The sequence below is a fragment of the Aeromicrobium sp. JJY06 genome, from assembly GCF_044069275.1.
GTDB classification, from domain to species: Bacteria; Actinomycetota; Actinomycetes; order Propionibacteriales; family Nocardioidaceae; genus Aeromicrobium; species Aeromicrobium tamlense.
The window spans coordinates 498679-525450 of record NZ_JBIMRD010000002.1 but is presented as its reverse complement, the minus strand read 5'-3'; the positions used below and the strand labels follow the sequence as shown (position 1 = coordinate 525450).

The 26772-nt window shown below is 72.8% G+C and carries 25 protein-coding genes; 9 read left to right on the top strand and 16 right to left on the bottom strand.

Annotated elements, in window-relative coordinates:
* Positions 1-13: 13 nt before the first annotated feature.
* The 3 genes from ACGWYL_RS13985 to ACGWYL_RS13975 form a co-directional block, all read right to left on the bottom strand.
* Positions 14-1855 carry a phosphoenolpyruvate carboxykinase (GTP) gene (locus ACGWYL_RS13985; RefSeq protein WP_179424366.1) on the bottom strand — a complete coding sequence of 614 codons (1842 nt, stop codon included), beginning with the start codon at positions 1853-1855 and terminating at the stop codon, positions 14-16.
* Between the two features lie 174 nt (positions 1856-2029).
* Entirely contained in the window at positions 2030-2818 is a 789-nt protein-coding gene (locus ACGWYL_RS13980; protein WP_269302202.1) for an ABC transporter permease subunit, read from the bottom strand.
* Positions 2815-3663 (bottom strand): ABC transporter ATP-binding protein, encoded by an 849-nt coding sequence (locus ACGWYL_RS13975; protein ID WP_395487496.1) that lies wholly within the window; start codon positions 3661-3663, stop codon positions 2815-2817. Before ACGWYL_RS13975 ends, ACGWYL_RS13980 begins: the two co-directional genes overlap by 4 nt.
* A gap of 312 nt (positions 3664-3975) precedes the next feature.
* Between ACGWYL_RS13975 and ACGWYL_RS13970 the strand changes: the two genes are divergently transcribed.
* Complete coding sequence (locus tag ACGWYL_RS13970) at positions 3976-4581, top strand: Pr6Pr family membrane protein (protein ID WP_395487495.1); 606 nt, start codon at positions 3976-3978, stop codon at positions 4579-4581.
* Positions 4582-4596: 15 nt separating this feature from the next.
* Here the strand turns inward: ACGWYL_RS13970 and ACGWYL_RS13965 are convergent, their stop codons facing one another.
* The 6 genes from ACGWYL_RS13965 to ACGWYL_RS13940 form a co-directional block, all read right to left on the bottom strand.
* Positions 4597-6066, bottom strand: a complete 1470-nt coding sequence (locus ACGWYL_RS13965; RefSeq protein WP_395487494.1) for a glycosyltransferase family 39 protein — start codon at positions 6064-6066, stop codon at positions 4597-4599.
* 12 nt (positions 6067-6078) lie between these two features.
* Complete coding sequence (locus ACGWYL_RS13960) at positions 6079-6888, bottom strand: aldo/keto reductase (RefSeq protein WP_395487493.1); 810 nt, start codon at positions 6886-6888, stop codon at positions 6079-6081.
* Between the two features lie 21 nt (positions 6889-6909).
* Positions 6910-9570, bottom strand: a complete 2661-nt coding sequence (locus ACGWYL_RS13955; protein WP_395487492.1) for a LuxR C-terminal-related transcriptional regulator — start codon at positions 9568-9570, stop codon at positions 6910-6912.
* A 101-nt stretch (positions 9571-9671) separates the two neighbouring features.
* On the bottom strand, positions 9672-11783 hold the full coding sequence (locus ACGWYL_RS13950; RefSeq protein WP_395487491.1) for an AAA family ATPase: 2112 nt from the start codon (positions 11781-11783) through the stop codon (positions 9672-9674).
* Positions 11780-11992, bottom strand: coding sequence for a hypothetical protein (locus ACGWYL_RS13945; protein ID WP_395487490.1), 213 nt, complete (start codon positions 11990-11992; stop codon positions 11780-11782). Before ACGWYL_RS13945 ends, ACGWYL_RS13950 begins: the two co-directional genes overlap by 4 nt.
* A gap of 20 nt (positions 11993-12012) precedes the next feature.
* Positions 12013-12264: a hypothetical protein gene (locus ACGWYL_RS13940; protein WP_179424374.1), complete on the bottom strand. Its 252-nt coding sequence runs from the start codon at positions 12262-12264 to the stop codon at positions 12013-12015.
* Positions 12265-12424: 160 nt separating this feature from the next.
* On the opposite strand from ACGWYL_RS13940, the gene ACGWYL_RS13935 reads away from it, so the two are divergent.
* The 3 genes from ACGWYL_RS13935 to ACGWYL_RS13925 are packed head-to-tail and all read left to right on the top strand — an operon-like array spanning position 12425 to position 13791.
* Complete coding sequence (locus tag ACGWYL_RS13935) at positions 12425-12916, top strand: DUF6325 family protein (protein WP_218845751.1); 492 nt, start codon at positions 12425-12427, stop codon at positions 12914-12916.
* 32 nt (positions 12917-12948) lie between these two features.
* Positions 12949-13245 (top strand): SHOCT domain-containing protein, encoded by a 297-nt coding sequence (locus ACGWYL_RS13930; RefSeq protein WP_179424375.1) that lies wholly within the window; start codon positions 12949-12951, stop codon positions 13243-13245.
* Positions 13246-13248: 3 nt separating this feature from the next.
* On the top strand, positions 13249-13791 hold the full coding sequence (locus tag ACGWYL_RS13925; RefSeq protein ID WP_179424376.1) for a potassium channel family protein: 543 nt from the start codon (positions 13249-13251) through the stop codon (positions 13789-13791).
* Here ACGWYL_RS13925 and ACGWYL_RS13920 read toward each other — a convergent pair.
* The 4 genes from ACGWYL_RS13920 to ACGWYL_RS13905 are packed head-to-tail and all read right to left on the bottom strand — an operon-like array spanning position 13745 to position 17513.
* On the bottom strand, positions 13745-15010 hold the full coding sequence (locus ACGWYL_RS13920; protein WP_395487489.1) for a hypothetical protein: 1266 nt from the start codon (positions 15008-15010) through the stop codon (positions 13745-13747). The two genes, ACGWYL_RS13925 and ACGWYL_RS13920, sit on opposite strands and share 47 nt — an antisense overlap.
* Positions 15007-15978 carry a YhjD/YihY/BrkB family envelope integrity protein gene (locus tag ACGWYL_RS13915; protein ID WP_395487488.1) on the bottom strand — a complete coding sequence of 324 codons (972 nt, stop codon included), beginning with the start codon at positions 15976-15978 and terminating at the stop codon, positions 15007-15009. The genes ACGWYL_RS13920 and ACGWYL_RS13915 overlap by 4 nt, the downstream gene beginning before the upstream one ends.
* 7 nt (positions 15979-15985) lie before the next feature.
* Positions 15986-17059, bottom strand: coding sequence for an AI-2E family transporter (locus ACGWYL_RS13910; protein ID WP_395487487.1), 1074 nt, complete (start codon positions 17057-17059; stop codon positions 15986-15988).
* A 22-nt stretch (positions 17060-17081) separates the two neighbouring features.
* A complete protein-coding gene (locus tag ACGWYL_RS13905; RefSeq protein WP_179424380.1) occupies positions 17082-17513 on the bottom strand; it encodes a hypothetical protein in 432 nt (143 codons plus the stop codon).
* 165 nt (positions 17514-17678) lie between these two features.
* Between ACGWYL_RS13905 and ACGWYL_RS13900 the strand changes: the two genes are divergently transcribed.
* Positions 17679-18140, top strand: a complete 462-nt coding sequence (locus tag ACGWYL_RS13900; RefSeq protein ID WP_395487486.1) for a hypothetical protein — start codon at positions 17679-17681, stop codon at positions 18138-18140.
* 7 nt (positions 18141-18147) lie between these two features.
* Here ACGWYL_RS13900 and ACGWYL_RS13895 read toward each other — a convergent pair whose 3' ends face one another.
* Positions 18148-18645: a DUF1269 domain-containing protein gene (locus tag ACGWYL_RS13895; protein WP_269302177.1), complete on the bottom strand. Its 498-nt coding sequence runs from the start codon at positions 18643-18645 to the stop codon at positions 18148-18150.
* 127 nt (positions 18646-18772) lie between these two features.
* On the opposite strand from ACGWYL_RS13895, the gene ACGWYL_RS13890 reads away from it, so the two are divergent.
* Positions 18773-21505, top strand: coding sequence for an HAD-IC family P-type ATPase (locus tag ACGWYL_RS13890; RefSeq protein WP_218845752.1), 2733 nt, complete (start codon positions 18773-18775; stop codon positions 21503-21505).
* Positions 21506-21509: 4 nt separating this feature from the next.
* Here the strand turns inward: ACGWYL_RS13890 and ACGWYL_RS13885 are convergent, their stop codons facing one another.
* Together ACGWYL_RS13885 and ACGWYL_RS13880 are read right to left on the bottom strand one after the other, a co-directional pair.
* Positions 21510-22025, bottom strand: coding sequence for a hypothetical protein (locus tag ACGWYL_RS13885; RefSeq protein WP_395487485.1), 516 nt, complete (start codon positions 22023-22025; stop codon positions 21510-21512).
* Positions 22022-23098: a YbdK family carboxylate-amine ligase gene (locus ACGWYL_RS13880; protein WP_395487484.1), complete on the bottom strand. Its 1077-nt coding sequence runs from the start codon at positions 23096-23098 to the stop codon at positions 22022-22024. The genes ACGWYL_RS13885 and ACGWYL_RS13880 overlap by 4 nt, the downstream gene beginning before the upstream one ends.
* A 111-nt stretch (positions 23099-23209) precedes the next feature.
* On the opposite strand from ACGWYL_RS13880, the gene ACGWYL_RS13875 reads away from it, so the two are divergent.
* The 3 genes from ACGWYL_RS13875 to ACGWYL_RS13865 are packed head-to-tail and all read left to right on the top strand — an operon-like array spanning position 23210 to position 26704.
* Positions 23210-24073: a class II glutamine amidotransferase gene (locus ACGWYL_RS13875; RefSeq protein ID WP_179424385.1), complete on the top strand. Its 864-nt coding sequence runs from the start codon at positions 23210-23212 to the stop codon at positions 24071-24073.
* 10 nt (positions 24074-24083) lie between these two features.
* A complete protein-coding gene (locus ACGWYL_RS13870) occupies positions 24084-25583 on the top strand; it encodes an MFS transporter (protein ID WP_179424386.1) in 1500 nt (499 codons plus the stop codon).
* Positions 25580-26704 carry an aminopeptidase P family protein gene (locus ACGWYL_RS13865; protein WP_395487483.1) on the top strand — a complete coding sequence of 375 codons (1125 nt, stop codon included), beginning with the start codon at positions 25580-25582 and terminating at the stop codon, positions 26702-26704. Before ACGWYL_RS13870 ends, ACGWYL_RS13865 begins: the two co-directional genes overlap by 4 nt.
* Positions 26705-26772 lie beyond the last annotated feature (68 nt).

The window sequence follows — 26772 nt, the reverse complement described above, 5'->3', positions numbered from 1 at the left end:
TTCGCTCGGTGCGTCAGGCCTCGTCGAGAGCCTGGGCGACGCGGCGGTGCGCCTCCCAGATGCGCTCGGGCAGTCCGCCGAACTGCTCGAGGTGCGACTCGCGCAGGCCGATCTCCTGCTTCCAGCGATCGACGTCGATCGCCAGCAGCTGGTCGAGGACGGCGTCGTCGATGTCCAGGCCCTCGAGGTTCAGCTCGTCCTTGCTCGGGACGACGCCGACGGGGGTCTTCGTGCCGGTGACACGACCCTCGCGGTAGTCCATCATCCACAGCAGGGCGCGCAGGTTCTCGCTGTAGCCGGGCCACAGGTAGCCGCCGTCGGCGTCACGCTGGAACCAGTTCACGTGCGCGAACAGCGGCTTGTCGGTGACCTGGTCGAGGATGTCGAGCCAGTGCTGCGCGTAGCGGCCCTCGGGCAGCGCCAGGAACGGACGCATCGACATGGGGTCGTAGCGCAGCTGGCCGGCCACGCCCTCGGCCGCGGCGGTGGCCTCCGCGCCCAGCGTCAGGCCGTCGTAGACGCCCTCGGCCGGATCCTCGATCGCGCGGATCAGCGGCTCACGGTCGCGGGTGCGGCCGCCGTAGATGATGCCGTCGATCGGCACGCCCGCCGGGTCGTCGTAGTCGGGCGACTCGTTCGGGACGTTCGACATGGTCGACGTGAAGCGGCAGTTCGGGTGCGCCCACACGTGGTCCTTGGAGCGCTGCTCCTCGACCGGGCGCTCGGAGATGAGGTGGCCCTTCCAGTCGCGCCAGCCCTCGACGTCGGTGGGGTAGTCGGGCGACTTGCCCTCCCACCAGGTCTCGTGCGTGTTCACGTTGTACGCCGTGTTCGTGAAGATCGCGCCGGTGCCCTCCTGGACCGCGGCGAGCGCGTTGGGGTTGGTGATCGCGTTGGTGTCGATCGCCACGCCGAACACGCCGTACTCGGGGTTCATGCCGTAGAGCTTGCCGTCGTCGCCGACCCACAGCCACGCGATGTCGTCGCCGAAGAACTCGACGTAGTAGCGCTCGCCCAGGACGCCCGGGGCGACCATCATCGCGAGGTTCGTCTTGCCCGAGGCGCTCGGGAAGCCACCGGCGATGTGGTACTTCTTGCCGGTCTCCTTGTCCTGGATCGCGATGAGCATGTACTGCTCGGCGAGGAACTTGCGCGACGCCCAGCCGTCCCAGTTCGCCTGGCGCAGGCCGTGGGCGATCTTGCCCAGCAGCGCGTTGCCGCCGTAGGACGAGCCGAAGTGCAGGATCGTGCGCTCGTCGGCGACGGTCACGAAGTAGCGCTTGTCGTCGGGGGTGCCCTGGCCGAGGTTCTCCAGGTCGCCGGTGACGTGGACCGCGCGCACGAAGCTCTCGGGGTCCTGCAGGTTCTCGAACAGGTCGACGCCGACGCGGGCCATGCGGATCATCTGCAGCACGACCGAGCGGTTGTCGGTGAGCTCGATGCCGGCGGCGTAGGCCTCCAGCGGCGAGCCGGGAGCGGCCATCAGGTAGGGAATGACGTACATCGTCTTGCCCTGCGAGGCGCCCGTCATGTTCCCGATGACGACCGGCTTGATCTCGTCGGCGTGGCGCCAGTTGTTGTAGACGCCCTTGTCCGCGGGGTCGCTGGTGGCCACGATGGTCCGCTCCTCCGAGCGGGCCGTGTCCTTGTGGTAGCTCTGCGAGTAGTACAGGCCCTCACCGGCCGGTTCGAGCTCGCCGGCCTCGAGGGCCTCCTGCAGCAGTCGGGCGTCGTCGCTGGCGCTGACGACCTCGATGCGCTCGGGCTGGGTGACACCCGCCCAGTGCTTCACGAACTCATGGACATGGGGGTTCTTCAACCCCGCCTCGTCCAGGACCTTGTCCACGTCGACCATAGGTCTGCCTTGTCCTCTCCTGGACCAGCCCGCCGGCCGGTCCGGTCACGTCGATGTTCCGTCCCGTGTCGACGGCGTTTCCGACGACACGATCCCGGAGATTACCGTGACCCTACCGCGCTTCGGGTGCCACTCTCCGGCGGGCCCTGTGGCACATGTCACAGCACGAATGGGTCACAGTCGCGTGACGACACGGTCGCGGTCGAAGCGCCGGACGGCCAGGTGGAACACCGCGAGATCGCCCACGAGGGCGGCCACTCCGACGCCGATCACGACCCCGCCGTCGAACGCGAGAGCGCCCGCCGCCTGCGACACGATCAGCACGATCACGGGCAGCACCAGCAGTCCCGCGACCGCCTGCGCGCCCTGGAGCGTGGAGGCGCGGTGCGAGATCAGGACGATGCAGCCGATCGCGAGGAAGGACACGAGCGGGGCGATCACGAGGGCCAGAACGAGCCACGTGCCGTTCGGGAACGCCCACCCGTGCTGCCACGGCCGCGCCAGGCCGTTCACGACCAGCGCGTAGACGGCGGTCGACAGCCACGTGACCCCCACGGCCGGCACCCACGAGACGAGGATCTTGCCGATCACGAGCTCGCGGTCCGTGAGCGGCGTGAACAGCAGGCCCTCGAGGGTGTCGCGCTCCTTCTCCCCGACGAACGCCGCCGTGGCCAGGACGGTGGCGACCACGATCGGGATCATCAGGAAGACCGGCGCCATGAAGTACTGCACGACCGCCCGCGTGGGGTCGGCGGCGACGCCGGCGGGCAGCCCGTCCAGGTAGGACGTGAGGAAGTCGAGCCGGGCCAGTGCGTCCGGCTGCCGCGTCGCGGCGATGAGCGTCGCCGGGAGGACGAGCGCGAACACGATCGGCAGCATGACGATCGGCAGCAGCGTCTGCCGGTTGCGGCGCAGCTCGATCCAGTCCTTGGCCACGAGGGCGCGGACGCGGTCGGCGTTCAACGCCCCTCCCCCTGCAGCAGCGCGAAGTAGAGGTCGTGCAGCGAGGGCTCGACCGGCTCGGGGTCCGGGACGGCGTGGCCGGCCGCGCGGAGGTCGGCGACGGCCTGCTCGGCGGCCGCGCGATCGGCGACACGGACGAGGTACTCGCGCTCGGGCCAGTGCGCGGCGACCAGCTCGTCGACCTCCCCCGAGGCCACGACGCGCCCGCGGTCGAGCATCACCACGTCGTCGCACAGCTCCTCGAGCCCGTGCAGCTGGTGCGTGCACAGGACGATCGTGGTGCGGCCGTCGGCGCGGAGCTTCGCGAGGTGGCCCAGCACGTCGAGGGCCGAGGCCGGATCGAGCCCGGCGGTGGGCTCGTCGAGGAACAGCAGCTCAGGCTCCGCCAGCAGGGCACGGGCGATCTTGGCCTTCTGACGCAGGCCCTTGCTGAGCGATCCGACCGGGGCGTCGCGGCGGTCGGCCAGGTGGACGACGTCGAGCACCTCGGAGATCCGCTCGGCGGTGTGCCGACGGGGCAGGCCGTGCAGCGCGCCCCACGTGCGCAGGTTCTCGGCGACGGTGAGCCGAAGGTAGAGGTTCGCCTCGGTCTGGACGCCGATGCGGGCGCGCAGCCGGGGCGCGGTCTCGGGGGTCACCGGCTCGCCGAACAGCTCGACGGTGCCGGCGGTCGGACGCAGCAGCCCCGTGAGCAGCCGAACGGTCGTGGACTTCCCCGAGCCGTTGGGCCCCAGGACGCCGAGCACGCGGCCCTGTCGCACGGTGAGGTCGAGTCCGGAGACGGCGACGCGGTCGTCGAAGGCGCGCGTCAGTCCGACCGCGCGGACCTGGGGCTCGCCCGTCATCGCACTCCCTCGTCTCGTGCCCGCTCGCGACCCGCCGAGCGGCGGACTCGGACCCAGAGTGCCTGACGACCGCGCTCGTCCGGGCGTCTTCGGCCGTGTCGCAGCGCTGACTCCGGGCTGGACGTCGCTCGGCGGCGACGGCTTGGCAGACGCGGGTGCACCCGCGATGATGTGGGGCGCCCCGGGCTCGCGCCGTCGTCGAAGCCCTGGAGGGGTCGAGAGCGAAGGACCGAAGCCGTGGACGCAGCGCGATCTCGCCGAGCCGCGACGCCGGCGAGGGCATGGCACGCCCTCACGGCAGGGACGGCGGCGGTGGCGCTGCTCCTGCAGCTCGCACTGGTGTTCTCGGGGGCGTCCGTCCTGGCCGAGACCGAGGGCCCGGACCTCGGCGTCCGGCTCGCTCGCTTCATCGCGTACTTCACGATCCAGAGCAACCTGCTGGTCCTGGTCTCGGCGGTGGTCCTCGCGCGCGACACGCTGGCGGACGGGCCCTGGTGGCGGGCCGTGCGTCTGGCCGGCGTCATGGGGATCACGGTGACGGGTCTCGTGCACTTCTTCCTGCTCCGGCCGCTTCTCGACCTCGAGGGGGCGAGCCTCGTGGCCGACCGCCTCCTTCACCTCGTGGTGCCGCTGCTGGCCGTGGTGGGCTGGCTGGTGTTCGGGCCTCGCGATCGGATCGATCGTCGAGCCCTGCTCGTGGCGTTCCTGTGGCCGGTGGCCTGGCTCGCGGTCACGCTGACGGTCGAAGCGGTGACGGGCTGGTACCCCTACCCGTTCCTCGACGTCGCGGCGTCGGGCTGGTCGGGCGTGGCCATGACGTGCGCGGGCATCGCCGCGCTCGTGATCGGCTGCCTGGCTGCCCTGACCCTGGTCGACCGGCGGCTGGGTCGGCGCGGCGCGCTCAGCCTCGAGAGCTGACGCCCGCCCACGGGCTCAGCGCAGCCCGGACGACCTGACGCACTCGACGCCGGCGGGTCGCTCGGGAACCGGCCGCCGGACGTCGTTCCGCACCCAGATCCGATACGCGCACACGCCGGCGACGAGCCGGTAGCGACGCTTCAGCTCGCGCTCGGCGGTGTCACTGGTCAGTCCCCACGTGCCGAGGGTCCCGTTGCTCACGACCCAGGTCGGCGCGTCGGAGCCGGAGAGGACGCGGGTGAACTCCCGTAGCGCCGGGTCGTCCGTGCGCACCGGCAGGCTCCAGAGGTGCTCGTAGGGCGACCCGAGCCCCGTGGCCCGGACGAGGTCCGGCCTGCCCCAGGCGCTGACGACCGTGTCGCCGGGATCCGCGACCCGTCCGACCATGCGTCCGGCCGCCACGGCGCCGTCGACCGTCGTGAGGGCCGGGTGGATCAGCACCCCACCCACCACACCGGCCGCGACCGCATACGCGACGACGACCGGCACGACCCGCCCGGTGCGCGCCGCGATCAGCCCGGTCGCCACGGAGACCGGCACGGCGAACTCGACCAGGTAGTGACTCCACCAGCTGCCGCCGGCCAGGACCGAGGCCGCCGCGAACAGGGTCATCGCGCTCAGCGCCCACCACACGGGAGCGCGGCACCACCGGAGAGCCGGCGCGGCGACGGTCGCCAGCACGAGCAGCAGCTGGCCCGAGACCAGCGAGCGTCCGAGGAGCTCGTACTGCCGTCCGTCGGCGGAGTCGGAGCGGTCGGTCGCCATGACCGCGTCCGCGCGCAGCCGGAACGCGAACAGGGCGTCGGCGAGGGCGGCCGGATCGGTGCCCCGGGCCCAGGCCCACAGCAGCAGCATGGCCGCCAGCGCGAGCGCGCCGGCCGCGGCGACCCCGGCCATGGCGAGAGCACGCCGTGCCGGCACGTCCCGCGCGATCACCGACGCCACGAGCAGCACCACCGCGAAGACGGCGGCGTCGGCGTGGTTCTGCTTGGTCATCACCGCGGCCATCCCCGCGGCGCCGGTGAGCACCGACCAGCGCAGGGAACCGTGCTCCACCGCTCGGACGGCGGCGTACACGCCGACGGCGAGCCACGGTGCCGCCAGCAGCTCGGCGTTGACGCGGTCGGCGCCCAGCCAGGGGCTGACCGTGAGGACCGCGGCCGCCACCGCGGCCCAGCGCGCGGCGCGATCGCCCGCGAGGCGGTGCGCCGTGGCGGCGCAGGCGACGACCGTGACCGCGACGGCCACCAGGCCGAGCAGCCGCAGTGCGACCACTCCCCCGGTGCTCGCCGCCAGCTCGGCGAGCGCCATCAGCAGGGGCGGCCGGTCGACCCAGTAGTCGCCGTAGAGCGAGGTGCCGTCGTGCCACTGGCCACCGACGATCAGCAGGCCCGCCTCGTCGGGGCTGGGCAGCACCGTCAGGAACGGCAGCCGCGCCAGGATCGCCAGCGCCACCACGAGCAGCACGAAGCGCCGCGTCGTCATCGGTCGACTCGGTCAGTCCTCGACCCGGGTGGCCGGATCGCCGTCGAACAGCCGGCCGTCGGGACGGCCGAGCGCCGTGAGCCGCTCCACCGCGGCTGGATCGAGGACGTGGCCCACCGCGGCGAGGTTCTGGCGCTGGCGCTCCTGCGAGGACGCCTTCGGCAGTGGCACGGCGCCGACGGCCGCGTGCCACGCGAGCACCGCCTCGGCCGGGGTCAGGTCGTGCTGCTCGGCGACCTCGACGACGACCGGGTTCGTCAGCAGGTCGCTCTTGCGGCCGAGCGGGCTCCACGCCTGGGTGACGATGCCGCGACGCCGGTGGTCGGCGAGCGCCTCGACCTGCGGGAAGTAGGGGTGCAGCTCGATCTGGTTGACGGCGGGCAGGACGCCCGTCTCGCGCTCGAGCCGGTCGAGGTGCTCGGGCAGGAAGTTGCAGACGCCGATGTGGAACACCAGGCCGCGCCGCTGGGCGTCGACGAGCGCCTGCCACGCCTCGACGTAGAGGTCGTGCGACGGGTTCGGCCAGTGGATGAGATGCAGGTCGAGGCGGTCGAGGCCGGTGCGCAGCACGCTCTCCTCGATCGAGGTGACGGCGAGGTCGTAGGCGTGGTGGCGCCCGGGCAGCTTGGAGGTCACCACGATCTCGTCGCGCGGCACGTCGGAGCGCCGCACGGCCGTGCCGACGGCGCCCTCGTTCTCGTAGTTCATGGCCGAGTCGAGCAGCCGGTAGCCGACGCGCAGGGCCGAGATGACCGTGTCGACGCCGCTCAGGCCGTTCAGCTGGTAGGTGCCGAAGCCCACCGGGGGCAGTGCGAGGCTCACCCTCGCACCCTAGGGCCAAAGTCAGCCGGGCAGCAGTTCGTACTCGCGCGCCACGCGAACCGCGGCGTTGCGGCGGGTCACGCCGAGCTTGCGCAGGATGTTGCGGACATGGGTGCGCACGGTGTTGACCGAGATGTACATCTCCGCGGCGATCTCGTCGGTGGTGAGCAGCGCGGCGAGGTGCCCCAGCACCTCCATCTCCTTCTCCGTGAGCTGCTCGACGGGTGCCGGCTGGCGTGACTCCACCCCCGAACCGGGCCGGGGCCGGGCGGCGGCCGGACCGGTGCGCTCGAAGAGCCACGCGTGCGCCGTCGCGAGCTGGCGGTCTTGCTGGATCAGCTGGCGCACGGGCACGCTCGCCTCGTGGAACGGCCGTCGCAGGGTGGACGGCCGAGCCAGCTGCAGGGCCTCGACGACGGCTCGGTGGGCCTGGACGGGAGCGCCGGCACGCAGCAGGCGCGCGCACTCCGCGAGGGACCCGGCGACGCGGACCGGCACCGGTGCGTGCTGGTCGCGGGACCGCGCGTAGGCCGTGGCGGCCGCGACGTCGTCCCCCTGGGCGAGCCGGACCTGGCCCGCGGCGAGGGAGACCGCGGGCCCGGCCAGCTCGTCGTCCACCCGGGCGAGCTCCTCGTTCGCCTCGGTGGTCTCGCCCCGGGCGAGCAGCCACGGGACCAGCTCGAGGCGCAGTCGCGCGACGAGCCACGCGTCCTGCGTCCCGAGACGCTCCAGTGCGGCGCCGATCGTCGCGATGGCGGTCGCGCGATCGCCCTGTGCGGCACGCAGGCGCGCGGTGACGAGGGCGAGCATCGCGTTCGAGACCGGATCGCCGAGGACGAAGTCCGCGCGGGCCGCGACGTCGACGTGCTCGCTCGCGGCGCGGAGGTCGAACTGCTCGAGGGCGACCCACGCCTGCGCGATCCGCGGCGCGCGGGGCAGGACGCAGACGGTGAGACCCGCGTCGGAGGCGGTCCGCGCCGCGCGCGCCGCGAGGGTGGCGGCGCGGGTCGTGTCGCCCTCGCAGCACGCGATCAGGGCGAGCAGGCCGAGGCACTCGACCAGCAGCGCGAGCTCGCCGGCACGGTCGGCCGCATCGGCGCCGAGGCGCAGCGCGTCGCGGGCGCCGGGCACGTCGCCCTCACGGAGGTGACCCAGACCCTGCATCGCGCAGACCAACGGGACCAGCCCGGGGTCGGACTCCGCCCGGCCGCCGGTGCTGACCAGCGCCAGGCCGGCCGCGTCGGCGAGCGCCGCCGACTCGCGCGGGTCCGCGGCGTCGCGGCCGCGGACGGCGAGCAGCAGAGCGAGTGCGCGCCGGACGTCCTCTCCCGGATCCGTCGCGCCGGAGAGCCGGGCGACCTCGCGGTCGAAGGCGGCCGGGTCGCGCTCGGCGAGCGCCAGCGCCGCCCGGACGAGGACGACGTCCGGGTCCTCCAGCGCGGTGGGGATGGCGCGCAGCTCCTGGACCAGCGGGTGCGTGCCGTCCGCCAGCAGCAGCTGGCGCCACGCGTCGTGGTCGGTGACGAGCCCCGCGAGGTCGGTCCACGCCTCGATCGCTGCGTAGTGGCGCGCGGCCGGGGTGAGCATGCCCTCCCGGGCGTACCAGTCGGCCGTCCGGCGCTGCAGGTCGAGCAGCGTGCCGGGCGCTCGGTACCCCAGCTCGGCGCGGAGCAGGTCGCGGAAGAAGGGGTGGAAGCGATAGTGCTCGGCGTGACCCGGCACGCGCTCGATGAAGACGTTGACCCGTGCGAGGGAGGACAGGCCGCGGACCGCGCTGTGGCCGCCCAGCGCGACGGCCAGACCGGGCTCGACCGTGTCGGGCACGCTCATCGTCATCAGCAGGTCGAGGACCTCGGGCGAGTGCGCCGCGAGCACCTCCCCCATGAGGTACTCCGCGATGCTGCCGCTCTCGCCCATCACGTCGCCCACGTCGGCGTCGGGGTCCTCGTGGTCGCCGAGGAACTTGCCGGCGAAGCGGGTGCCGGTGACCCAGCCGCGGGTGCGGGCGTTGAGCAGGTGCACCGAGTCGGCGCGCAGCGGCACGCCCATGAGGTCGAGGACGGCGGCGGCCTCCTCGTCGGTGAGCGCGAGGTCGGCCATCCGGACCTCGGTCATCGACTCCTCGAGCCGGTAGCGGTAGAGCGGGAGCACCGGGTCGGCCCGGGTCAGCAGCACCAGGCGCAGGCGGTGCCCCGTGTGGCGGAGCACGAAGTCCAGGTCGTCGGCGACCACGGCCGAGCTGACGTCGAACCCGTCCATCACGATCGTGATGGCCTCGGGCTCGGACGCGATCGCGACGGCAAGCTCGCGGCGCACCCGCGAGTCCAAGGGCGCGTCCCCGGGCGGGAGCGGTCCCGCGGGAACGGCGATCCCGAGACGCCCGAGCGCCTCGACGAACGCGGGCCACAGCACGTCGCCGGCGTCGAAGGTGATCCACTCCAGGCGCTCGGGCGCACGCGTGGTGGCCCAGTCGACGACGAGCGAGGTCTTGCCCGTCCCTGCGGGCGCGCTGACCAGCACGAGCGAGCAGCCGGGGTCGGCGTCGATCAGGTCGAGCAGTCGCGCGCGGCTGACGAACTGGCGGGGGCGGTCGGGGATTCCCGGCCAGCCGCCGGTGGCGGGGGCGGCCCGGTAGGACTCGTGATCTGCGGACGAGGGCTCGTCCTGCGAGCGTCGCACCATAGCCCTCACCTCCCCTCCCAGCACGCTAGTGAGCGGCCGCAGCCGCGCAGATCACACGAATCGTGTGAAGGACCGTGTGCTCCCAGTGCCTCCGAAGGCGTCTACTGCCCCAGCAGCCCCAGCACGGTGGCCCGCGCGACCGCCGCACCCCGGGTGCTCACCCCGAGCTTGCGGTAGATCGACGCGATCTCGGAGTTGGCGGTGTTGCGCGAGACGAACAGCCGCTCGCCGATCTGCGCGATCGTCAGGTGGGTCTGCAGGTACGGCAGGACACGGAGCTCCGCGGGGGTCAGTGGCGCGGTCACCCCGTCGTCGCGGTCGCCGCCGTCCACCATCGCGACGAACTCGGCCAGCTCGGCGCCCAGGACGCCGAGGTCCGGACGCTCGCGGGCGAGGTCGTGCAGCTCGCGCAGCAGCTCGCGGGCACCACCGTGGTCGCCCGTGGCCCAGAGCAGCTTCGCCACGGCGAGCCGGCCCTTCACCGCGAGCAGGGGCCGCGCGGACGTGCTGACGTGACGCGACTCCATGGCCTCGCCCAGCTCGTGCAGGGCCGCCGCCCGGTCACCGACGCGCAGGTGCAGGCGTGCCGAGGCCGCCAGCGTCAGCACGGTCGCCGGGTGAACCGGCAGGCCGGACTCCTCGGTCGCGCGGACCGCCGCGCGCACGTGCTCGCCCCCGGCGCGCCAGTCGCCACGGTCCATCGCGATCCAGCCCAGCAGGGCGAGCGCGCCCACGGCGATGTAGTGGTGACCGCCTCGCGTCGCCTCGCGCGCCGCCTCCTCGAGGCACGGGAGCGCCTCGTCCACCTGCCCGAGCATCAGGTGGGCCTCGCCGCACAGGGCGATGGCTCGGACGCGACGGAAGCTCCACGGATCGACGTGCGTCAGGGCGTACCGCGCGTCGCGCAGCGCCCGGTCGGGACCGTCCGGTGCCATCGCGGAGCGGAGCAGGGCACGGTCGGCCTCCAGGGAGGAGGTCGGGTCCGCGGTCGACTCGAGGAAGGACAGCCAGCGCTGTGCCGTGCCGGGGTCCCCCGTCAGCGCCGCCACCCACCCCTGCACGACGGCCAGCCGCGGGTGCGCCGCCAGCTGCAGCTCGCCCAGCGTCGTCAGCCAGCGCTGGACCACGGCGGACTCGCCCCGCTCCCACGCCGCCGGCGCCGCGGCGTCGACCAGGGCCGCGGTCCGCTCGTGCCGGGATGTGGAGAGAAGGTGCTCGATCGCGGCCTCCTGCTCGCCGCGCGCCTCGTGCCAGGTGGCGGCCCGTGTGTGCAGGCGCTCGACGAGCTCGGGGTCCTCGCGGCGCAGCTCGGCGAGGAGGAACTCGCGGAACAGGCGATGGTGGCGGTACCACGCGCGCCCGCGTCCGGTGGGCATCACGAAGCGGTTCGCGTCCTCCAGCTCGCGCAGGCGCGCGGTGGAGTCCGTGCGGTCGAGCACGGCGTCGCACAGCTCGCCGCCCAGCCGGTCGAGGATCGCCGTCCTGAGCAGGAACTCGCGCTGGTCGGCGTCCAGCGGACCCAGCACCTCGGACGCGAAGTAGTCCGCTACGAACCGGTCGTCACCGGCGACGTCCAGCCCACCGTCCGGGGAGGCCTTCGCCACCGCGGCCGCCAGGGCGACGCCGGCCGCCCACCCCTCGCAGTCGCGCGCGAGTCGGGCCGCCGTCTCGGGCTCCACGTCCAGCCCGGCGCGCGCGAGGATCGCGCGGGCGATGGTGCCGTCGACGGCGAGGTGACACTCGTCGAGCTCCAGCGCCTCGTGCTCGGCACGCAGCCGCGGCAGGTGTGGCTGAGCGCGCCGACTCGCGGTCACCAGCTGCGAGCCCGACGGGATGCGCGCGGCGATCAGCCGCACGACGTCGTGCGCCTCGTCCGACCGCAGGACCTGCAGGTCGTCCACGAGCAGCACGAATGGTCGGGGGCGCGCGCTGACCGCGGCGACGAGTCCGCGCAGCGTGGGCCGCCGCGGAGCGGTGGTGCCGTCCGCGACGGCGAAGGCGTCGGCGAACGTGGCGACCAGGGCGTCGGGATCGTCGTCGGAGGCTGCCAGGGACGCGACGACCACGGTGCGGTGGTCGCAGGTCGCCCAGCGGCGCAGCAGCGTGGTCTTGCCGTACCCCGCGGCGGCCGTGACGGCGACGACGCGGGACGGCGCGCACCGGGCCGCCGCGATGATCTCGCCGCGACCGACCCCCTCCGGCGCCCCGGTCATGGACTGAGGGTAGCCACCGCGGGGTCGACGACGACGACGGATTCCAGTCGCAGTCCGAGCGCGTGGATCACGGCGACCAGCGCGTCGACATCCGCGGCGGTCACCGCGACGAGCGTCGTGCACGTGCGGGTGCGCGCCACGAGCTCGGGTCCGAGCGCGTTCCGCAGGACGGGCCCCAGCCCGCTGTCGATCGTGAGCTCGTACTCCATGGTCGGCCCGCCACGTCCGGTCACGGCTCCCCGGCCTCCGGCTCGTCGTCCGGCGTGACGATGCGGCGCACCTCGACGACCTCGAGGCCGTACGTGCGCAGCTGGGCCAGGAATCCGTGGAGCTCGGACTGGTCGCGGATGCGGGCGCGCAGCGAGGTGCGCAGCTCGCGGCCGACCACCTGGATGTCCGCGAGGTCCCCCAGGACCTCGTCGGGAACGGCGCCCTCGATCCTGACCTCGAACACCTGCTGGCGCGGGTGCTCCGTCGTCATGGCCCACCTCCCGAGTGGTCGTCGTCCTGCGTGCAGTCTCGTCGGATCGGCACCGGCTCTCCTCGTCACGACGTGATGAGTTCGCCTGCCGATCGTTCCGGCCGTGGGACGGCACTTCGTCCCCGCAGGATGAGGCCGCTCCCCCGGCCGCGCTCCTACCGTGATCGGGACACGCACGCCGCGCGTCGCCACCGTGAGGAAGGACGGCACCGCCATGGACGAGGTCGAATGGGGACCGGTCGGCTACCTGATCGTGGAGTTCCCCGGTGCGAGGATGACCGGCGAGGGACTGCAGGAGCTGGTCGCCCTCACGGACAGCGGCACGATCCGCATCCTGGACCTGGCCTTCGTGCTGAAGGAGGCCGACGGGTCCGTCAGCGCGTTGGAGATCAACGACCTCGACGGCGACGGCGCGTTCGACCTCACGGTCTTCGAGGGCGCGTCGTCGAACCTGCTGGGCGAGCACGACCTGCGTGAGGCGGGCGACGTGCTGACCGACGGCAGTGCCGCGGCGATCCTGCTCTTCGAGAACCGCTGGGCCGCCCGATTCGTCCATGCCCTGCGCCGCAACGGCGCGGAGCTGGTCGCGGCCGGCTTCATCCCCCTGGACGACATCGCCGAGGCGCTGGACGCGACCGAGGCCGCGGGCTGAGCCCCCGCACCACCCGAGCGAAGGAGCACGACATGCCAGGACTACTGAGGGGCGTCGCACGCACCGCCGTCGTCGCCGGAACGGCCACGGCCGTCTCGAACCGCGTCTCGCGTCGCCAGGCCTCCCGCTGGGCGGCCGAGCAGCCGCAGTACCAGCAGGGCTACGACCAGCAGTACGAGCAGGCGCCGCCTCCGCCCCCGCCGCCCGCCGCCCCGCCGGCGGACGATCCGATCGCCCTGTTGAGCCAGCTCGGGCGCCTGCACGAGGCCGGAACGCTCACCGACGAGGAGTTCGCCGCGCAGAAGGCGCGGATCCTCGCGCAGATGTGAGTCATGACCCGTCCGAGGCCGGACCCGGCCCGCCGACAGGCGTGGGCGCTCGTCCGGCGGGCCGCCGTGCGCGTCGTGCTGTCGGTGACGGTGCTGCTCTGCGCCTACTTCCTGTTGCCGGCGCGTGACTCGGGATCCGACCTGCCCTGGTTCCTGCTCGCGCTGCTCGTGTTCAGCGGCGTCGTGGCCGTCCAGGTGCCGCTGATCGCGCGCTCGACGTTCCCGGTGATCCGGGCCGTCGAGGCGCTCGCGCTGGCGATCCCGGTGTTCCTGCTGATGTTCGCGCGCGCCTACCTCACGGTGTCCCTCGCGGACCCGGACGCCTTCAGCAGGCCGCTCACCCGGGTCGACGCGCTCTACTTCACGGTCTCGACGTTCGTGACGGTGGGCTTCGGCGACATCACCGCCACGTCGCAGGGGATGCGCGTGGCCGTCACGGCGCAGATGATCCTGGACCTGGTCATCCTCGGCGCCGTCGTGAAGGTCTTCGCCTCGGCCGCTAGGCGTGGGCTGTCGGGGCGTGATCCCGGGACGCTGCCTGACTGACGGCCCGGCCCGCACCCGCCAGCACCTGGAGCACGGCGAGCAGGACCAGCGCGAGGGCCAGCGACCACCACCAGCGCTCGGGCGAGATCTCGTTGCCCCAGGCCAGCACGACCACCGCCGCGCCGACGGCCACGACCCGCAGCCACGCGACGTTGTCCGTCACCCAGCGCCAGCCGAGGCCGAGCTGGCCGTGAACCACGCCGGCGCCGAACCGCTCGAGGGCACCGCGGATCGCCGTGCGCACCGCCGTGCCCGACCGGTTGGAGCCGGTGAACCAGCCGGCCACGACGAGCGCGAGGCCGAGCATCAGCACGACCTGCCGGCCGCGCTCGAGGTACGCCGACAGCGTCTCGTAGAAGACGGTGCTGGCCGGGCCGAAGGACGTCTCGGCGAGGGCGTTCGAGAAGAGCTGGCGGCCGACGCCGAGCGCGATCGCGAGCACGACGGCGTTCACGGCGATCGCGATCCCGACGGCCACCGTCATGCGGGGCCGGCGCCGCGCGAGCAGGACGGCGCCGAGGTAGAGCACCCCGACGACCGGCAGCGCCCAGCGGGCCACGGGGTCGCTGAAGGCGTAGATCGTGCGGATCTGCTGCACGCGCGGCGCCTCCATCAGCACGATCGTGCGATCGGTCTCGGGGATGGGAGCGTTCTCGACGAACGTCATGCCGCGGTCGACGAGCCGTGCCTTGACCTCGTCGATCACCTCGCCGACGTCGAGCACGACGTCGTCGCCCTGGAGGCTCACCGCTCCCCCGCCGCGGCCCTCGAGGATCCGCTGGAACGCTTGCTGCGCGCGGACGTTGAGCCGGGTCCACAGGTCCGCGAACGCGTCGGAGGCCAGGAAGGCGCGGACCTGGCGGTCGATCGCGCCGTTGATGGCGGCCGACAGCGGCGCGGCGAGCAGCTCGAGGCGGGGTGCCTCGTCGCTCAGCCCCGCGAACGCCTGGTCGAGGAGGCCCTCGATGTCGACCTGCTGGGAGATCGCCGTGGTCACCCGGGTGGCGAGCACCTCCTGGATCTCGGGCGACTGCACCAGCGGGCCGACGGTCTCGACGTACCGCTCGCCGTCGTTCAGGGTGCGCTGGCCCCAGTAGGCGATCGCCGCCGGGGTGGTCAGGAGGGCGGCCAGCACGAGGCACACGACCGCGCCGGCCGTGCGGCCGCGGGAGGCGTTCGTGGTCGTGGCGGGCATGGGTGTGGTGGAGTCCTGGGTCATCGGACGCTCCTTCCGGTGTCGCGATTCTCGTCATCGGGACCGGGCCGGGCATCATGCTCCGGGGGTGAGCCGGGGTCGCCCCGCAGCCAGGCGCCGGCCCGTCCTTCGTCGCTCACCAGGACCTGCCCCAGCACCGCGGTGCCGATCAGGATGAAGGCCACCACGTAGAGCCAGGCGAGGTAGGTGAAGGCCATCCCGATCGGGCCGTAGCGCCCGGCGCTCACGTCGAGCGCCCACGGCAGCCACACCTCCGCGGCCGGGCGGACGATGGCCATGGCGATCCCGCAGGCGACCGCGCCGGGCAGCAACCACCGCGCCGCGATCCGCCCGGCGAGCAGGACCCACGGGACGAAGACGGCCACCGCGACGTCGGTGGCCATGGACAGCGCGGCCGGCCACAGCGAGCGGGGTGGGAGCGCGCTCGTGCGCTGGGTGAGGTTCTGGACCACGACGACCGCCATCATCAGCACGACCACCACCGCGAACCAGCGCCAGGCCGACCTCAGGTCCACCCGCGGCCGGTCGACCTGCCAGACCACGGCGAACGCGCGACTCAGCGCGCGGGACAGGCTCGTCGCGGACACGAGGACGAACAGGACGCCCACGACGCCGAACGCCGCGGCGCCCTCGCCGCGGGTGGCCTCGTCGATGAGCTCGCTGGTCTCCCCCGATGCGCCGACGACCTCGGCGATCTGGTCCGAGCCGGCTCCGAGGAAGGTCACCGCGACGATGAGCAGCGGCAGGATCGAGGTGAAGAACTGCGCGGCGATCGTCATGGCGCGGTCGAAGATCTCGACGCGCACGGACGCGGCCGCCAGCCGCATCAGGGTGCGGCCGATCCACGTGGACAGCACCCACTGCACGCGCTCGCGCGCCCAGGGCGGCAGTCGCTCGACGGCCGTGTCGATCCGCTCGGTCGACTGACTGACCGGTGCGAACGGCTCGTCCCGGCTGCTGTCCTGGTCCATCGTGGCCTCAGTCCGAGGTCTCGGGTCTTCCCGAGATGAGCGGCAGCGCCCACGACAGGCGAGGATCCGCCTCCACGAGCATCGCCTTCATCAACAGGCTGAGCGGCACCGCGAGCAGCGCGCCCAGCGGACCGAGCAGCCAGGCCCAGAACACGAGCGACAAGAACGTGAGCGTGGGCGAGAGCCCGACGCTCTCCCCCACGACCCGCGGCTGGATGATCGACTGGATCACGAAGTTCACGACGCAGTAGACGACGATGACCGCGAGCATGAGCCCCGGTCCGTCCTCCAGCAGGGCGATCAGCGCCGGCGGCACGAGACCGATCACGAAGCCGATGTTGGGGATGAAGTTCGTGACGAACGCCAGCACCGCCCAGACGAAGGCGCCCGGGACGCCGATGACGTACAGCGCGACGCCGTCGACGATCGCCACGATGAGGCCGAACGTCGCGGCGACGACCATGTACGTGCGGGTCCCGTCGGCGAAGTGCCCGACGGCCGTGACCACGTCGCCGAAGCGACCGCCCAGCAGGTGCAGGTTCCGGCGGGCGGCGTTGGTGTCGAACGCCATGAACAGCAGCACGGTGAACAGGAAGAAGACGTCGGTCAGCGCTCCCAGCGTGCCGCCCAGGATCGACGCGACCAGCTCCACGAGCCGCGCCGGGTCGATCGCGGCGGCCACCTTGTCGAGCTGCGCCTGCTCGACGCCGAAGCCCTCCAAGGTCGCGACCGCGTCGTTCACGGTCTCGGTGAACTCCGTCGTGTACTTCGGCAGCAGCGCGGCCAGCTGGGCCACCGACACCACCAGGGCGAGGGTCATCACGACGATCAGCAGGTACGCCGCGATCAGCATGACCGTCGAGGCGGCCCACTCCGGCAGCCGCGTGCGCTCCAGCGCGCGGCGGGCGGGGTGCACCGTGACCGTGATGACCAGGGCGAGGAAGACCGGCCCGATGATGCTGGCGACGGCGTGCACGCCGCCGAGCACGATCGTCAGCGCGGCCGCGCCGACGACGAACGTCAGGACGCCCGACACGGTCCGCCCGCTGGGTCGCGCCCCCGGGCCCTGCTCGATCGTCATGCGGCCTCCTCGGTCCTGGCCCTCACAGACCGCGCGTGGTGTCCCGGACCGGGAAGTCGGGGCCGTGGTCGGCCAGCGCCCAGATGACGCACACCGCGATCGCCATCACGAGCAGCGACCAGATCGGGTAGTACGGGATGAAGGCGAAGTTCAGCAGCATGCTGAGCGCCGCGACGGCGATGCCGACGCCGCGCGCCCACCCCTGCCCGCTGAACACGCCGAACCCGGCGATGACGACGACGACGCCGGCGATCAGGTGGATCCAGCCCCAGGCGGTGACGTCGAACTCGAGGAGGTACTGGGGGCCCTCGACGTAGATCTCGTTCTCGGCGAGGGCCACGATGCCCATGAAGGCGTGGAAGACGCCCATCAGGATCATCATCACTCCGGCGAACGCGATGAAGCCGAAGGCGGCTCCCTGGGAACGGCGTGGTGCCGTGCGTGAGTCGGTCATGTCGCTGGTCCTCCTGCGTCCGGGCCCGAGGGGCCGGGGCCCGAGCGGGCCCTCCTGCCATGCAAGCGCGCATGGACCGGTGTGCGGATCATCCGTGCAGGGTGAGGCGACCCGCTCGCGCGCGCTCGGACACTGAGGCTGCTGCCCTGACAGAAAGGCACGATCATGTCTCGCACCGCAGAGCCCGCCGGGCCCGCCACGACCCCCACTTCCGGCCAGTACCAAGCCGTTCAGCCCAGCCCGGTCTCCGGCTGGGTGGGCTGGGTCTACTTCGCCGCCTTCATGATGGTGCTCCTGGGAGCACTGCACGCCATCACGGGCCTCGTCGCCCTGTTCAAGGACCAGTACTTCCTCGTCGGCAACGACGGCCTGGTCGTCACCGCGGACTACACCGCGTGGGGCTGGGCCCACCTGATCGGCGGTGTCATCGTCGCCGCGGCCGGCGTCGCGCTGCTCACCGGCAAGGTGTGGGCCCGCGTGATCGCCGTGCTGGTCGCGATGCTCAGCATCCTGGTGAACTTCGCGTTCATGGCGGCCTATCCCCTGTGGTCGGTCGTGATGATCTCGATCGACGTCCTGGTGATCTGGGCCGTCATCGTGCACGGCGACGAGCTGCGCGACGCCTGACCTGGGCTCACTCGCCCGCGAAGACCTCGCGCAGCGCGGTCTCCTGCTCGGAGCTGAGGTTCGTGAACACCAGCTCCGAGGGGCCGAGGTCGGCGAACGCGTCGGTGACCTTGTCCAGGACCGCGTCGGACGTCATGACGAACAGGGCGGAGGTGCCGGGCGTCACCTCGTCGCGGATCCGGTTGATGAAGCCGTCGTCGATGCCGACGTCGGCCAGGGACCCGGCGAGGGCGCCCGTCGCCGCGCCGATCGCGGCGCCGAGCAGCGGCACGAAGAAGATCAGGCCGAACAGCATGCCCCAGAAGGACCCGCCGAGCGCGCCCGCGCCGGTGGTCGAGTGCAGCTGGTGGGTCTTCGGCCGCTTCGCGCCCTCGGCCCACGAGACGGTCGCGGCGTCGTGGACGGTGATGAGGTTCTCGCGGCTCAGTCGCTGGAGCGTCTCCGACGCACGGTCGGCTCCCTCCGGCGAGGCGAACTTCCAGACGGTCAGGGTGGCTTGGGCCATGATGCGATCTCCTGTGGTGCGAACGGGGGGGCGGGAGTGCCCCCACCGAGTGCACCCCGACGCGGCGTGCTCCGCTTCACCCGTCGAGGATGAGGCGTCGCCGCACGCGTGCGGGGATGCTCGCGCCATGACGATGCAGAGCACGCCCACGGACCGGGTGCCCACCGACCTCGACCCCGTGGGGTCCTCGGCAGCGGCCGTCGCGCGGACGCTCGGCGTCGTGCCCGCGACGGGCCTCACCGACGAGGAGGCCGCCCGGCGGCTCGCCTCGGTCGGACCGAACCGCCTCGCCGAGGGAGCCAAGGAGTCGGGTCTGCGCGCGTTCCTGCGCCAGTACCGCGACTTCATGCAGCTGATCCTGCTCGGCGCCGCCGTCATCAATCAGGTCGTGACGGGCGACACCGGGACCACGGTCGTGCTGGCGGGGCTGACGGTGCTCAACGCCGTGATCGGGCTGCGCCAGGAGGCCAAGGCCGAGGAGAGCGTCAAGGCGCTCTCGCAGATGATGAAGACGATCGCGCGCGTCCGGCGCGGCGACCGGGCCGTCGAGGTCGACGCCGAGCAGCTGGTGCCCGGAGACATCGTCCTGGTGGAGGCCGGCGACCGCGTCCCCGCCGACGGCCGCGTGTGGCTCGCGGCGACCCTGGAGATCGAGGAGGCCGCGCTCACCGGAGAGAGCCTCCCCGTGGGCAAGTCCGACCAGCCCGTGCCCGGCGACGACGTGCCGCTCGGCGACCGCACCTGCATGGCCTACATGAACACGTCGGTCACCCGGGGCCGCGGCGAGATCATCGTCACCGCGACCGGCATGGACACCGAGATCGGTCACATCGCCGACCTGCTCGCCGGCACCTCGGTCGGCAAGACGCCGCTGCAGCGCCAGCTGGACTCCCTGTCGAAGATCATCGCCTCCATCGCGGGCGTCGCCCTGGTGCTGGTGCTGCTGCTCGGCCTCGCCCGCGGCCAGTCCTTCGACACCCTCTTCGTCACGGGCGTCGCGCTCGCGGTGGCGGCGATCCCGACGGGCCTGCCCGCCGTCGTGACCGCCCTGCTGTCGATGGGCACGCGCGAGATCGCCAGCCGCCACGCGATCGTGAAACGGCTGCCGGCCGTGGAGACGCTGGGCTCCACCTCGGCGATCTGCTCGGACAAGACGGGCACGCTGACGCTCAACAAGATGACCGCGCGCGAGCTCGTGATCCCGGGCCACCACCGCTTCAGCGTCTCGGGCGAGGGCTACGGGACGGCCGGCGAGATCAGCCGCGTGGGCGGCGGGGCGGTCGACCTCGACCCCTACCTGCTGCCCATGGTGCTGTGCGCCGACGCGGTGCTGGACGGTGAGAGCCTCATCGGCGACCCGACCGAGGGCGCGCTCATCGTGCTGGGCGCCAAGGGGGGCCTCGACATCACCGACACGCGCGCGGCCCACCCCCGCGTCGCCGAGGTCCCGTTCGACTCCGAGTACAAGTTCATGGCGACGTTCCACGACATGACCGCGGACGACGGCACGCCGGTCGTCCGCTGCTACGTCAAGGGCGCGCCCGACGTGCTGATCGCGCGCGCCGCGACGTTCCGGCAGCCCGACGGGACGCTGGTGACCATCAGCGACGAGAACCGCCACCTGGCGCTCGAGGCCAACGACCGGATCGCGGCCGCCGGCGAGCGCGTCATGGTCGTGGCGCAGCGCGACCTCGAACCCTCGGTCGTGCGCGACGGCACCGACCTCATCGGGCAGGTCCAGGAGCTCACGCTGCTCGCGATGGTCGGCATCGTCGACCCGCCGCGCGCCGAGGCGAAGGCCGCCATCGCCGAGTGCCGAGAGGCCGGGATCCGGGTGCGCATGATCACCGGCGACCACGCGTCCACGGCGGCGGCGATCGCGACCGAGCTGGGCATCGAGGGCGAGGCCGTCACGGGCAGCGAGTTCGCCGCGATGTCCGACGAGGAGCTCGACCGGCGGGTCGACGACATCGGCGTCGTCGCCCGGGTGGCGCCCGAGGACAAGGTCCGTCTGGTGCGGACCCTGCAGCGGAACGGTCAGATCGTCGCCATGACGGGCGACGGCGTGAACGACGCCCCCGCGCTGAAGTCGGCCGACATCGGCGTCGCGATGGGCATCACCGGCACGGAGGTCTCGAAGGAGGCCGCCGTCATGATCCTCACCGACGACAACTTCGCGACGATCGTCGAGGCGGTCTCGTACGGCCGCACCCTCTACGACAACCTGCTGAAGTACCTGCGGTTCCAGATGTCGACCCTCGTCGCCTACATCGCGGTGTTCCTCGTGGCCGGGGTGCTGGGCATCGCCGACGGCTCACCGCTGAATCCGCTGCAGATCCTGTGGCTCAACATGGTCGTCGACATCCCGCTCGCGATCGCGCTGGGCTTCGACCAGCCGGCCCGCGGCCTCATGGCGCGCCCGCCGCGGCCGGTCGGCGCCCCGGTGCTGTCGCGCGCCAACTGGATCCGGCTGTGCGTCCAGGGCGCGGTGATGACCGCGGGCTCGCTCGCGGCCTACCAGATCGGCGTCGAGTGGGAGGACGCCGTGCTGGCCTCGACGATGCTGCTGACGACCCTCTCGCTGTTCCACCTGGCGGGGGCACTGCTGAGCCGCGACCAGGAGAACACCATCTTCGACAGTCGGGCGCTGCCCGCGGTCGCGCAGCTGCGGCGGTACGGGATCGCGCTGCTGGCCATCGTGCTGGTGACGACGCTGGACTTCCTCCAGCGGATCTTCGGCACGACCGAGATGACCCTCGGCCAGTGGGGCACGTGCCTCGGCCTCGCCGCGACGCTCGTCGTGGTCGAGGAGATCGTCAAGGCCGTGCTGCGCAGCCGCCGCGAGCCCGTGGCTGCCTGACCCCTCAGTGCAGCAGGGTGTTGAGCCCCAGCATGAAGAGCCCGAGGAGCGCTGCGAACGCCGTCTCGGCACCGGTCCGCCAGCCGGAGACGCCGGCCTGGTGGGCTGCGAGGTAGCCGGACACCGCCATCAGCACGACGGTGACCCACAGGCCCGCGGCCATCGCCGTCGCGACCTGCGACCCGAAGGCCAGCATGGTCGCGAACACGACGAGGGCCGGCAGACCACCGAGGAACACGGGCCACTCGTGCCGGATGCTGCCGACGAGGCGGGCGGCGAGATGGACCTGGTCACCGTCGATGCCCCGTCCGAGGGCGTGGGTGTAGGCGTGCGAGAGCCAGTAGATCGTCAGCACACCCGCCGCGCCGATCACGCTGACCTCGGCCCGGGTCTTCTCGCTCATCAGGGCGAGGGTGGCGCCCATGACGAGCGCGCCATGGATCATGCCGGCCGGGTGCAGCCCGGCCAAGCGCCGGGCGACGCGCATCCGGAAGCCGTGAGGCGGTCGGTCGGTGGTCATGGCGTCTCCTCCCCCGCCGTGGCCGACGCGAGGACGTCGACGAACACGCGGGGCGCGCGGTGGGTGGTCAGGAGCCGGCGCTGACGGTCGGCGCCCGTGCCCTCACGGTGGACGCGCTCGAGGCCGCACAGCAGGACGTCGGCGTCGTCGCGGCCGGTGGTGCCGGGCAGGATCGTGCGCAGCAGCCGGGCCACCACGACCGCCCGGGTGACCTCGTCCGGACCGCTCGACGGTGGCCTTCCGTCCACGGCGACCGCCAGCAGGGCGGTGCGCAGCGCCGTGCCCGAGACCTTCACGGCAGGACGCCCCTGCTCCACGTCGGCCACCAGCACCGTCACCAGAGCGCGGCAGATCCCGGCGAGCAGGACCGCGTCGGCGGTCTCCAGGCACGTGTCGGCGATGCGGATCTCGATCGTCGGATAGCGCGGGGAGAGCCGCGCGAGGAAGTAGACGCTGCGCGCGTCGAGGGCGGCGCCGCGGTCAACCAGCTCCTGCACCGCGGCGTCGTAGGCCGCCGCGTCGGCCCACGGCTCGGGCGGCGCGAAGGTCGGCCAGAGCAGCTGGCGCGCGTACCGCGTGCTCTGCCAGCCGGAGTCCCGACCCGACGTCACCGGCGAGTTGGTGCCGAGCGCGAACAGCGTCGGCAGCCAGGTGCGCAGGCGCGCCAGCACCTGGACCGCGAGGTCGCGGTCGGGCAGCCCCACGTGCACCTGGCACGCGCACGTGCCGGCCGCGGCGGTGGCCTCGGGGAACCGCTCGGCCAGACCGCGGTAGCGCGGTGCGTCGGTGACGAGCTCGGCTCCCGGGTCGTCCATCGGCGGCGAGCCCGCCGCGACGAGCCGCACCCCGAGGTCGCGGCACGCGCCCGCCACCCGTGAGCGGAGGTCGCGCAGCTCGCGATCGAGATCGGCCAGGTCGGTCCACACGCCGGAGTTCGTCTCCACCTGGAACGACATGAGCTCGGGCTTCACCCGGGGGTCGCCGATCGCGCGGATGACGTCGTCGGCGACGGGCCGGACCGCTCCCTCGGGGTCGAGGAGCAGGAACTCCTCCTCCACGCCCACGGTCAGCATGGACCCATCGTGCGGACCGCGCGGCGGACGGACCTCATCCCCGTGGGATGAGGCATCCCGGCGCGCGACTGGGTCACGCTCCGAGGAGACCGAGCGTTGGAGGAGGCCGCGATGTGTCGATGGCTGGCGTACTCGGGCAGTCCGATCCTGCTCGAGGAGCTGCTCTACAAGCCCGTCCACTCCCTGATCGACCAGAGCCAGCACTCGCGCATGGGGGTCGAGACGACGAACGGCGACGGCTTCGGCGTCGGCTGGTACGGCCTCGACGAGGCGCCGTCACTGCCCGGCACGCGCCGCAGCGACGAGCCCGTGCTGTTCCGGGGCGTCGGGCCGGCCTGGGGCGACCAGAACCTGCGCGAGCTGGCGCGGTCGACCTCGTCGGGCCTGTTCCTGGCGCACATCCGGGCCAGCACGGGCACGCCCGTGCAGCAGTCGAACTGTCACCCCTTCCGGCACGGGCGCTGGCTGTGGGTGCACAACGGCGCGATCCGCGACTTCTCGGTGCTCAAGCGCGATCTGGTCATGGCGGTCGATCCCGAGCTCTACCCCTTCATGGCGGGCTCCACGGACTCCGAGGTGATGTTCTTCCTCGCGCTGACGTTCGGGCTGCACGAGGACACGATCGGCGCCGTCGAGCGCATGGCGGGCTTCGTCGAGGCGGTGGGTCGCGCGCACGGGGTGGACGAGCCGCTCCAGATGACCGTGGCGACGACCGACGGCGAGCGGCTGTGGGGCTTCCGGTACTCCAGCATCGGTCAGAGCCGCACGCTGTACGTCAGCACGGCCCTGTCCACCCTGCGCCAGATGTACCCGGACAACCCCGTGTTCTCGGAGCTCGACGACGAGACGCGGATCGTGGTCTCCGAGCCCCTCGGCGACCTGAAGGGCGCGTGGAACCCCGTGCCCGAGTCCAGCTTCGGCATCGTCGAGGCGGGGGACGACACCCTGGGGCGGTTCCAGCCCCGTGAGCCGTGAGGACGATCGGATGAGCCGCACCGCACCGTCGACCAGTCGTGCCGGCGGCGTGCTCGCCGCCACGTGCATCTCCACCCTCGTGGTGAACGCCAACACCTCGGCGGTGAGCATCCTGCTGCCGGCGATCTCGGAGGACACCGGGACGTCGGTCACGACGCTGCAGTGGGCCGTCACCGGGTACTCGCTCGTGGGCGCCGCGGTCATCGTGACCTCGGGCTCGCTGGGCGACGTCTTCGGTCGCAAGCGCGTCTTCCAGCTGGGCCTGCTGCTGTTCGTCGTCTCGTGCGTGCTCATCGCGCTGGCGGAGTCCGGTGGGATGGTCATCGCGGGGCGCGTGATCCAGGGCGCCGCCGGGGCCACGATCCTGGCGTGCGGCCTGAGTCTGCTCTCGGTGGCGAACGAGGACGAGGCACAGCTCAGGGCGGTCTCCCTGTGGGGCGCCGCGGCGGCGGTCGGAGCAGCGGCGGGACCGCTGCTCGGTGGCGTCCTGGTGGACATCACCGGGTGGCAGGGGCTGTTCTGGATCGACGCCGCGGTGGCCGTGCTGTGCATGCTGCTGACCTTCGTCACGGTCGCCGAGTCGCGCGACCCCGACCGGCCGCGGTCGATCGACTACGCCGGCACCGTGCTGATCGCCGCGACGCTGACGCCGCTGATCCTCGCGGTGACCGAGAGCAGCGACTGGGGCTGGCTCTCCCCCGCCACGCTCGGCTGCTTCGCGATCTCGATCGCCGCCGGCTGGGCGTTCATCGTCGTGGAGAAGCGGGTGGCCGTGCCGCTGCTGGACCTCGCGCTGCTGCGGAACCGCGTGCTCGTCGGCTCGACGATCGCGATTCTCATCGGTGCCGGCACGATCAACGGCCTGATGTACCTGCTGAGCCTCTACTTCCAGGACCCGTCGACGCTCGACTTCAGCCCGCTCCAGGCCGGCCTGGCGACCCTGCCGGCGACGGTGGGCCTGGTCGTCGTCGCCCCGCTGGTGCCGAAGCTGGCCGCGAAGTTCGGCGGCCGGCAGACGATCGGGGTCGGGTTCGTGCTCACGACGGTGGGCTTCGTCATCGTGGGCTTCGTCCAGTCGGACTGGCGGTACGTGGCGTTCCTGCTGCCGCTCGTCGCGATCGCGGTGGGCATGGGCCTGTCGAACGGCCCGGCCTCGTCGGCGGCGACCGCCTCGGTGCCCCAGAGCCAGGTGGGCGGGGCGTCGGGTGTCTCGAACATGGCCCGCTACGTGGGCGCGGCCGTCGCCACCGCCCTGGCCGCGACGGTGTACGGCACGGTGATCGGCAACCGCACCGACGACGGCGCCGGGCAGGCGGAGGCGCTGGCCGACGGCCTGGCCGCCGCGTCGTGGCTGATGGCCGTCCTCAGCTTCCTCGGCGTGCTGATGGCACTCGTCATCGCCAAGCACCGGGCGGCCCGCGGCACCGTGGACGACGCGGTCGCCTCGGCCGCCGCGATCACCCACACGCTGCCGACCACGGCCTCGGGCGCGGCGGAGGCGACCCGATGAGCACGACACCGACCCCGTTCACGGCCGACGACCTCGCCGCGCGGATGCGCCACGCGGTCGAGTCGGCGCAGGCCGCCGGCCTCGACGGTCTGCTGGTGATGCCGGGCCCCGAGCTCGTCTGGCTGACCGGGTACCGGCCCACGGCGATCACGGAGCGGCTCACCACCCTCGTGCTGACGGCCGACCGCGAGCCCACCCTCGTGGTGCCGACCCTCGAGCGCCCCGACGCCGAGGGCTGCGCCGCCGCCTCCGCCCTGGATCTCGTCGACTGGACCGACGGGCAGGACCCGTTCTCCGTCGCGGCCGGCCTCCTCGGCGGCACCCGGATGCTGGCGATCTCCGACTCCGCCTGGGCGATGCACCTGCTGGGCCTGCAGGACGCCGCTCCCGGCGTGGCCTACCGCTCCTTCACCCAGGCGCTGCCGATGCTGCGCGCGGTGAAGGACGAGGCCGAGGTGGCCCGGCTCGCCGCGGCGGGCGCCGCCGCCGACGCGACCTACGGCGAGATCCTGAAGGTGCGCTTCGCGGGACGTCGCGAGACCGAGGTCGCCGCCGACCTCGCCCGGCTGCTGCGCGACTTCGGGCACGAGCAGGTCGACTTCACGGTCGTCGGCTCGGGTCCCAACGGCGCCAACCCCCACCACGAGGCGGGCGACCGAACCATCGAGGAGGGCGACGCAATCGTCCTCGACTTCGGTGGCCTCGTGCACGGGTACGGGTCGGACACCAGCCGCACCGTGTCGGTCGGCGAGCCGTCGGCCCTCGTGCGCGAGGTGCACGAAGTCGTCCGCCAGGCCCAGCAGGCCGGCGTCGAGGCGGTGGCCCCGGGCGTGCCGTGCCAGGAGATCGACCGCGCAGCCCGGAAGGTGATCACCGACGCCGGGTACGGCGAGCGGTTCATCCACCGCACCGGGCACGGCATCGGCACGACCACCCACGAGCCGCCGTACATGATCGAGGGCGAGACGCAGCCGCTCGTCGAGGGCATGTGCTTCTCGGTCGAGCCCGGGATCTACCTGCCCGGGCGGTTCGGCGTGCGGATCGAGGACATCGTGACGGTCACCGCCACCGGCGGGCGGCGCCTCAACGCCACTGACCGCGGCCTCGCCGTCGTCCACTGATCACCCGCCAGGGGTGAGGCCGCCTCGCCCGCCGCGGCGTGAGACTCGGACCACCAGCCGGCTGACGG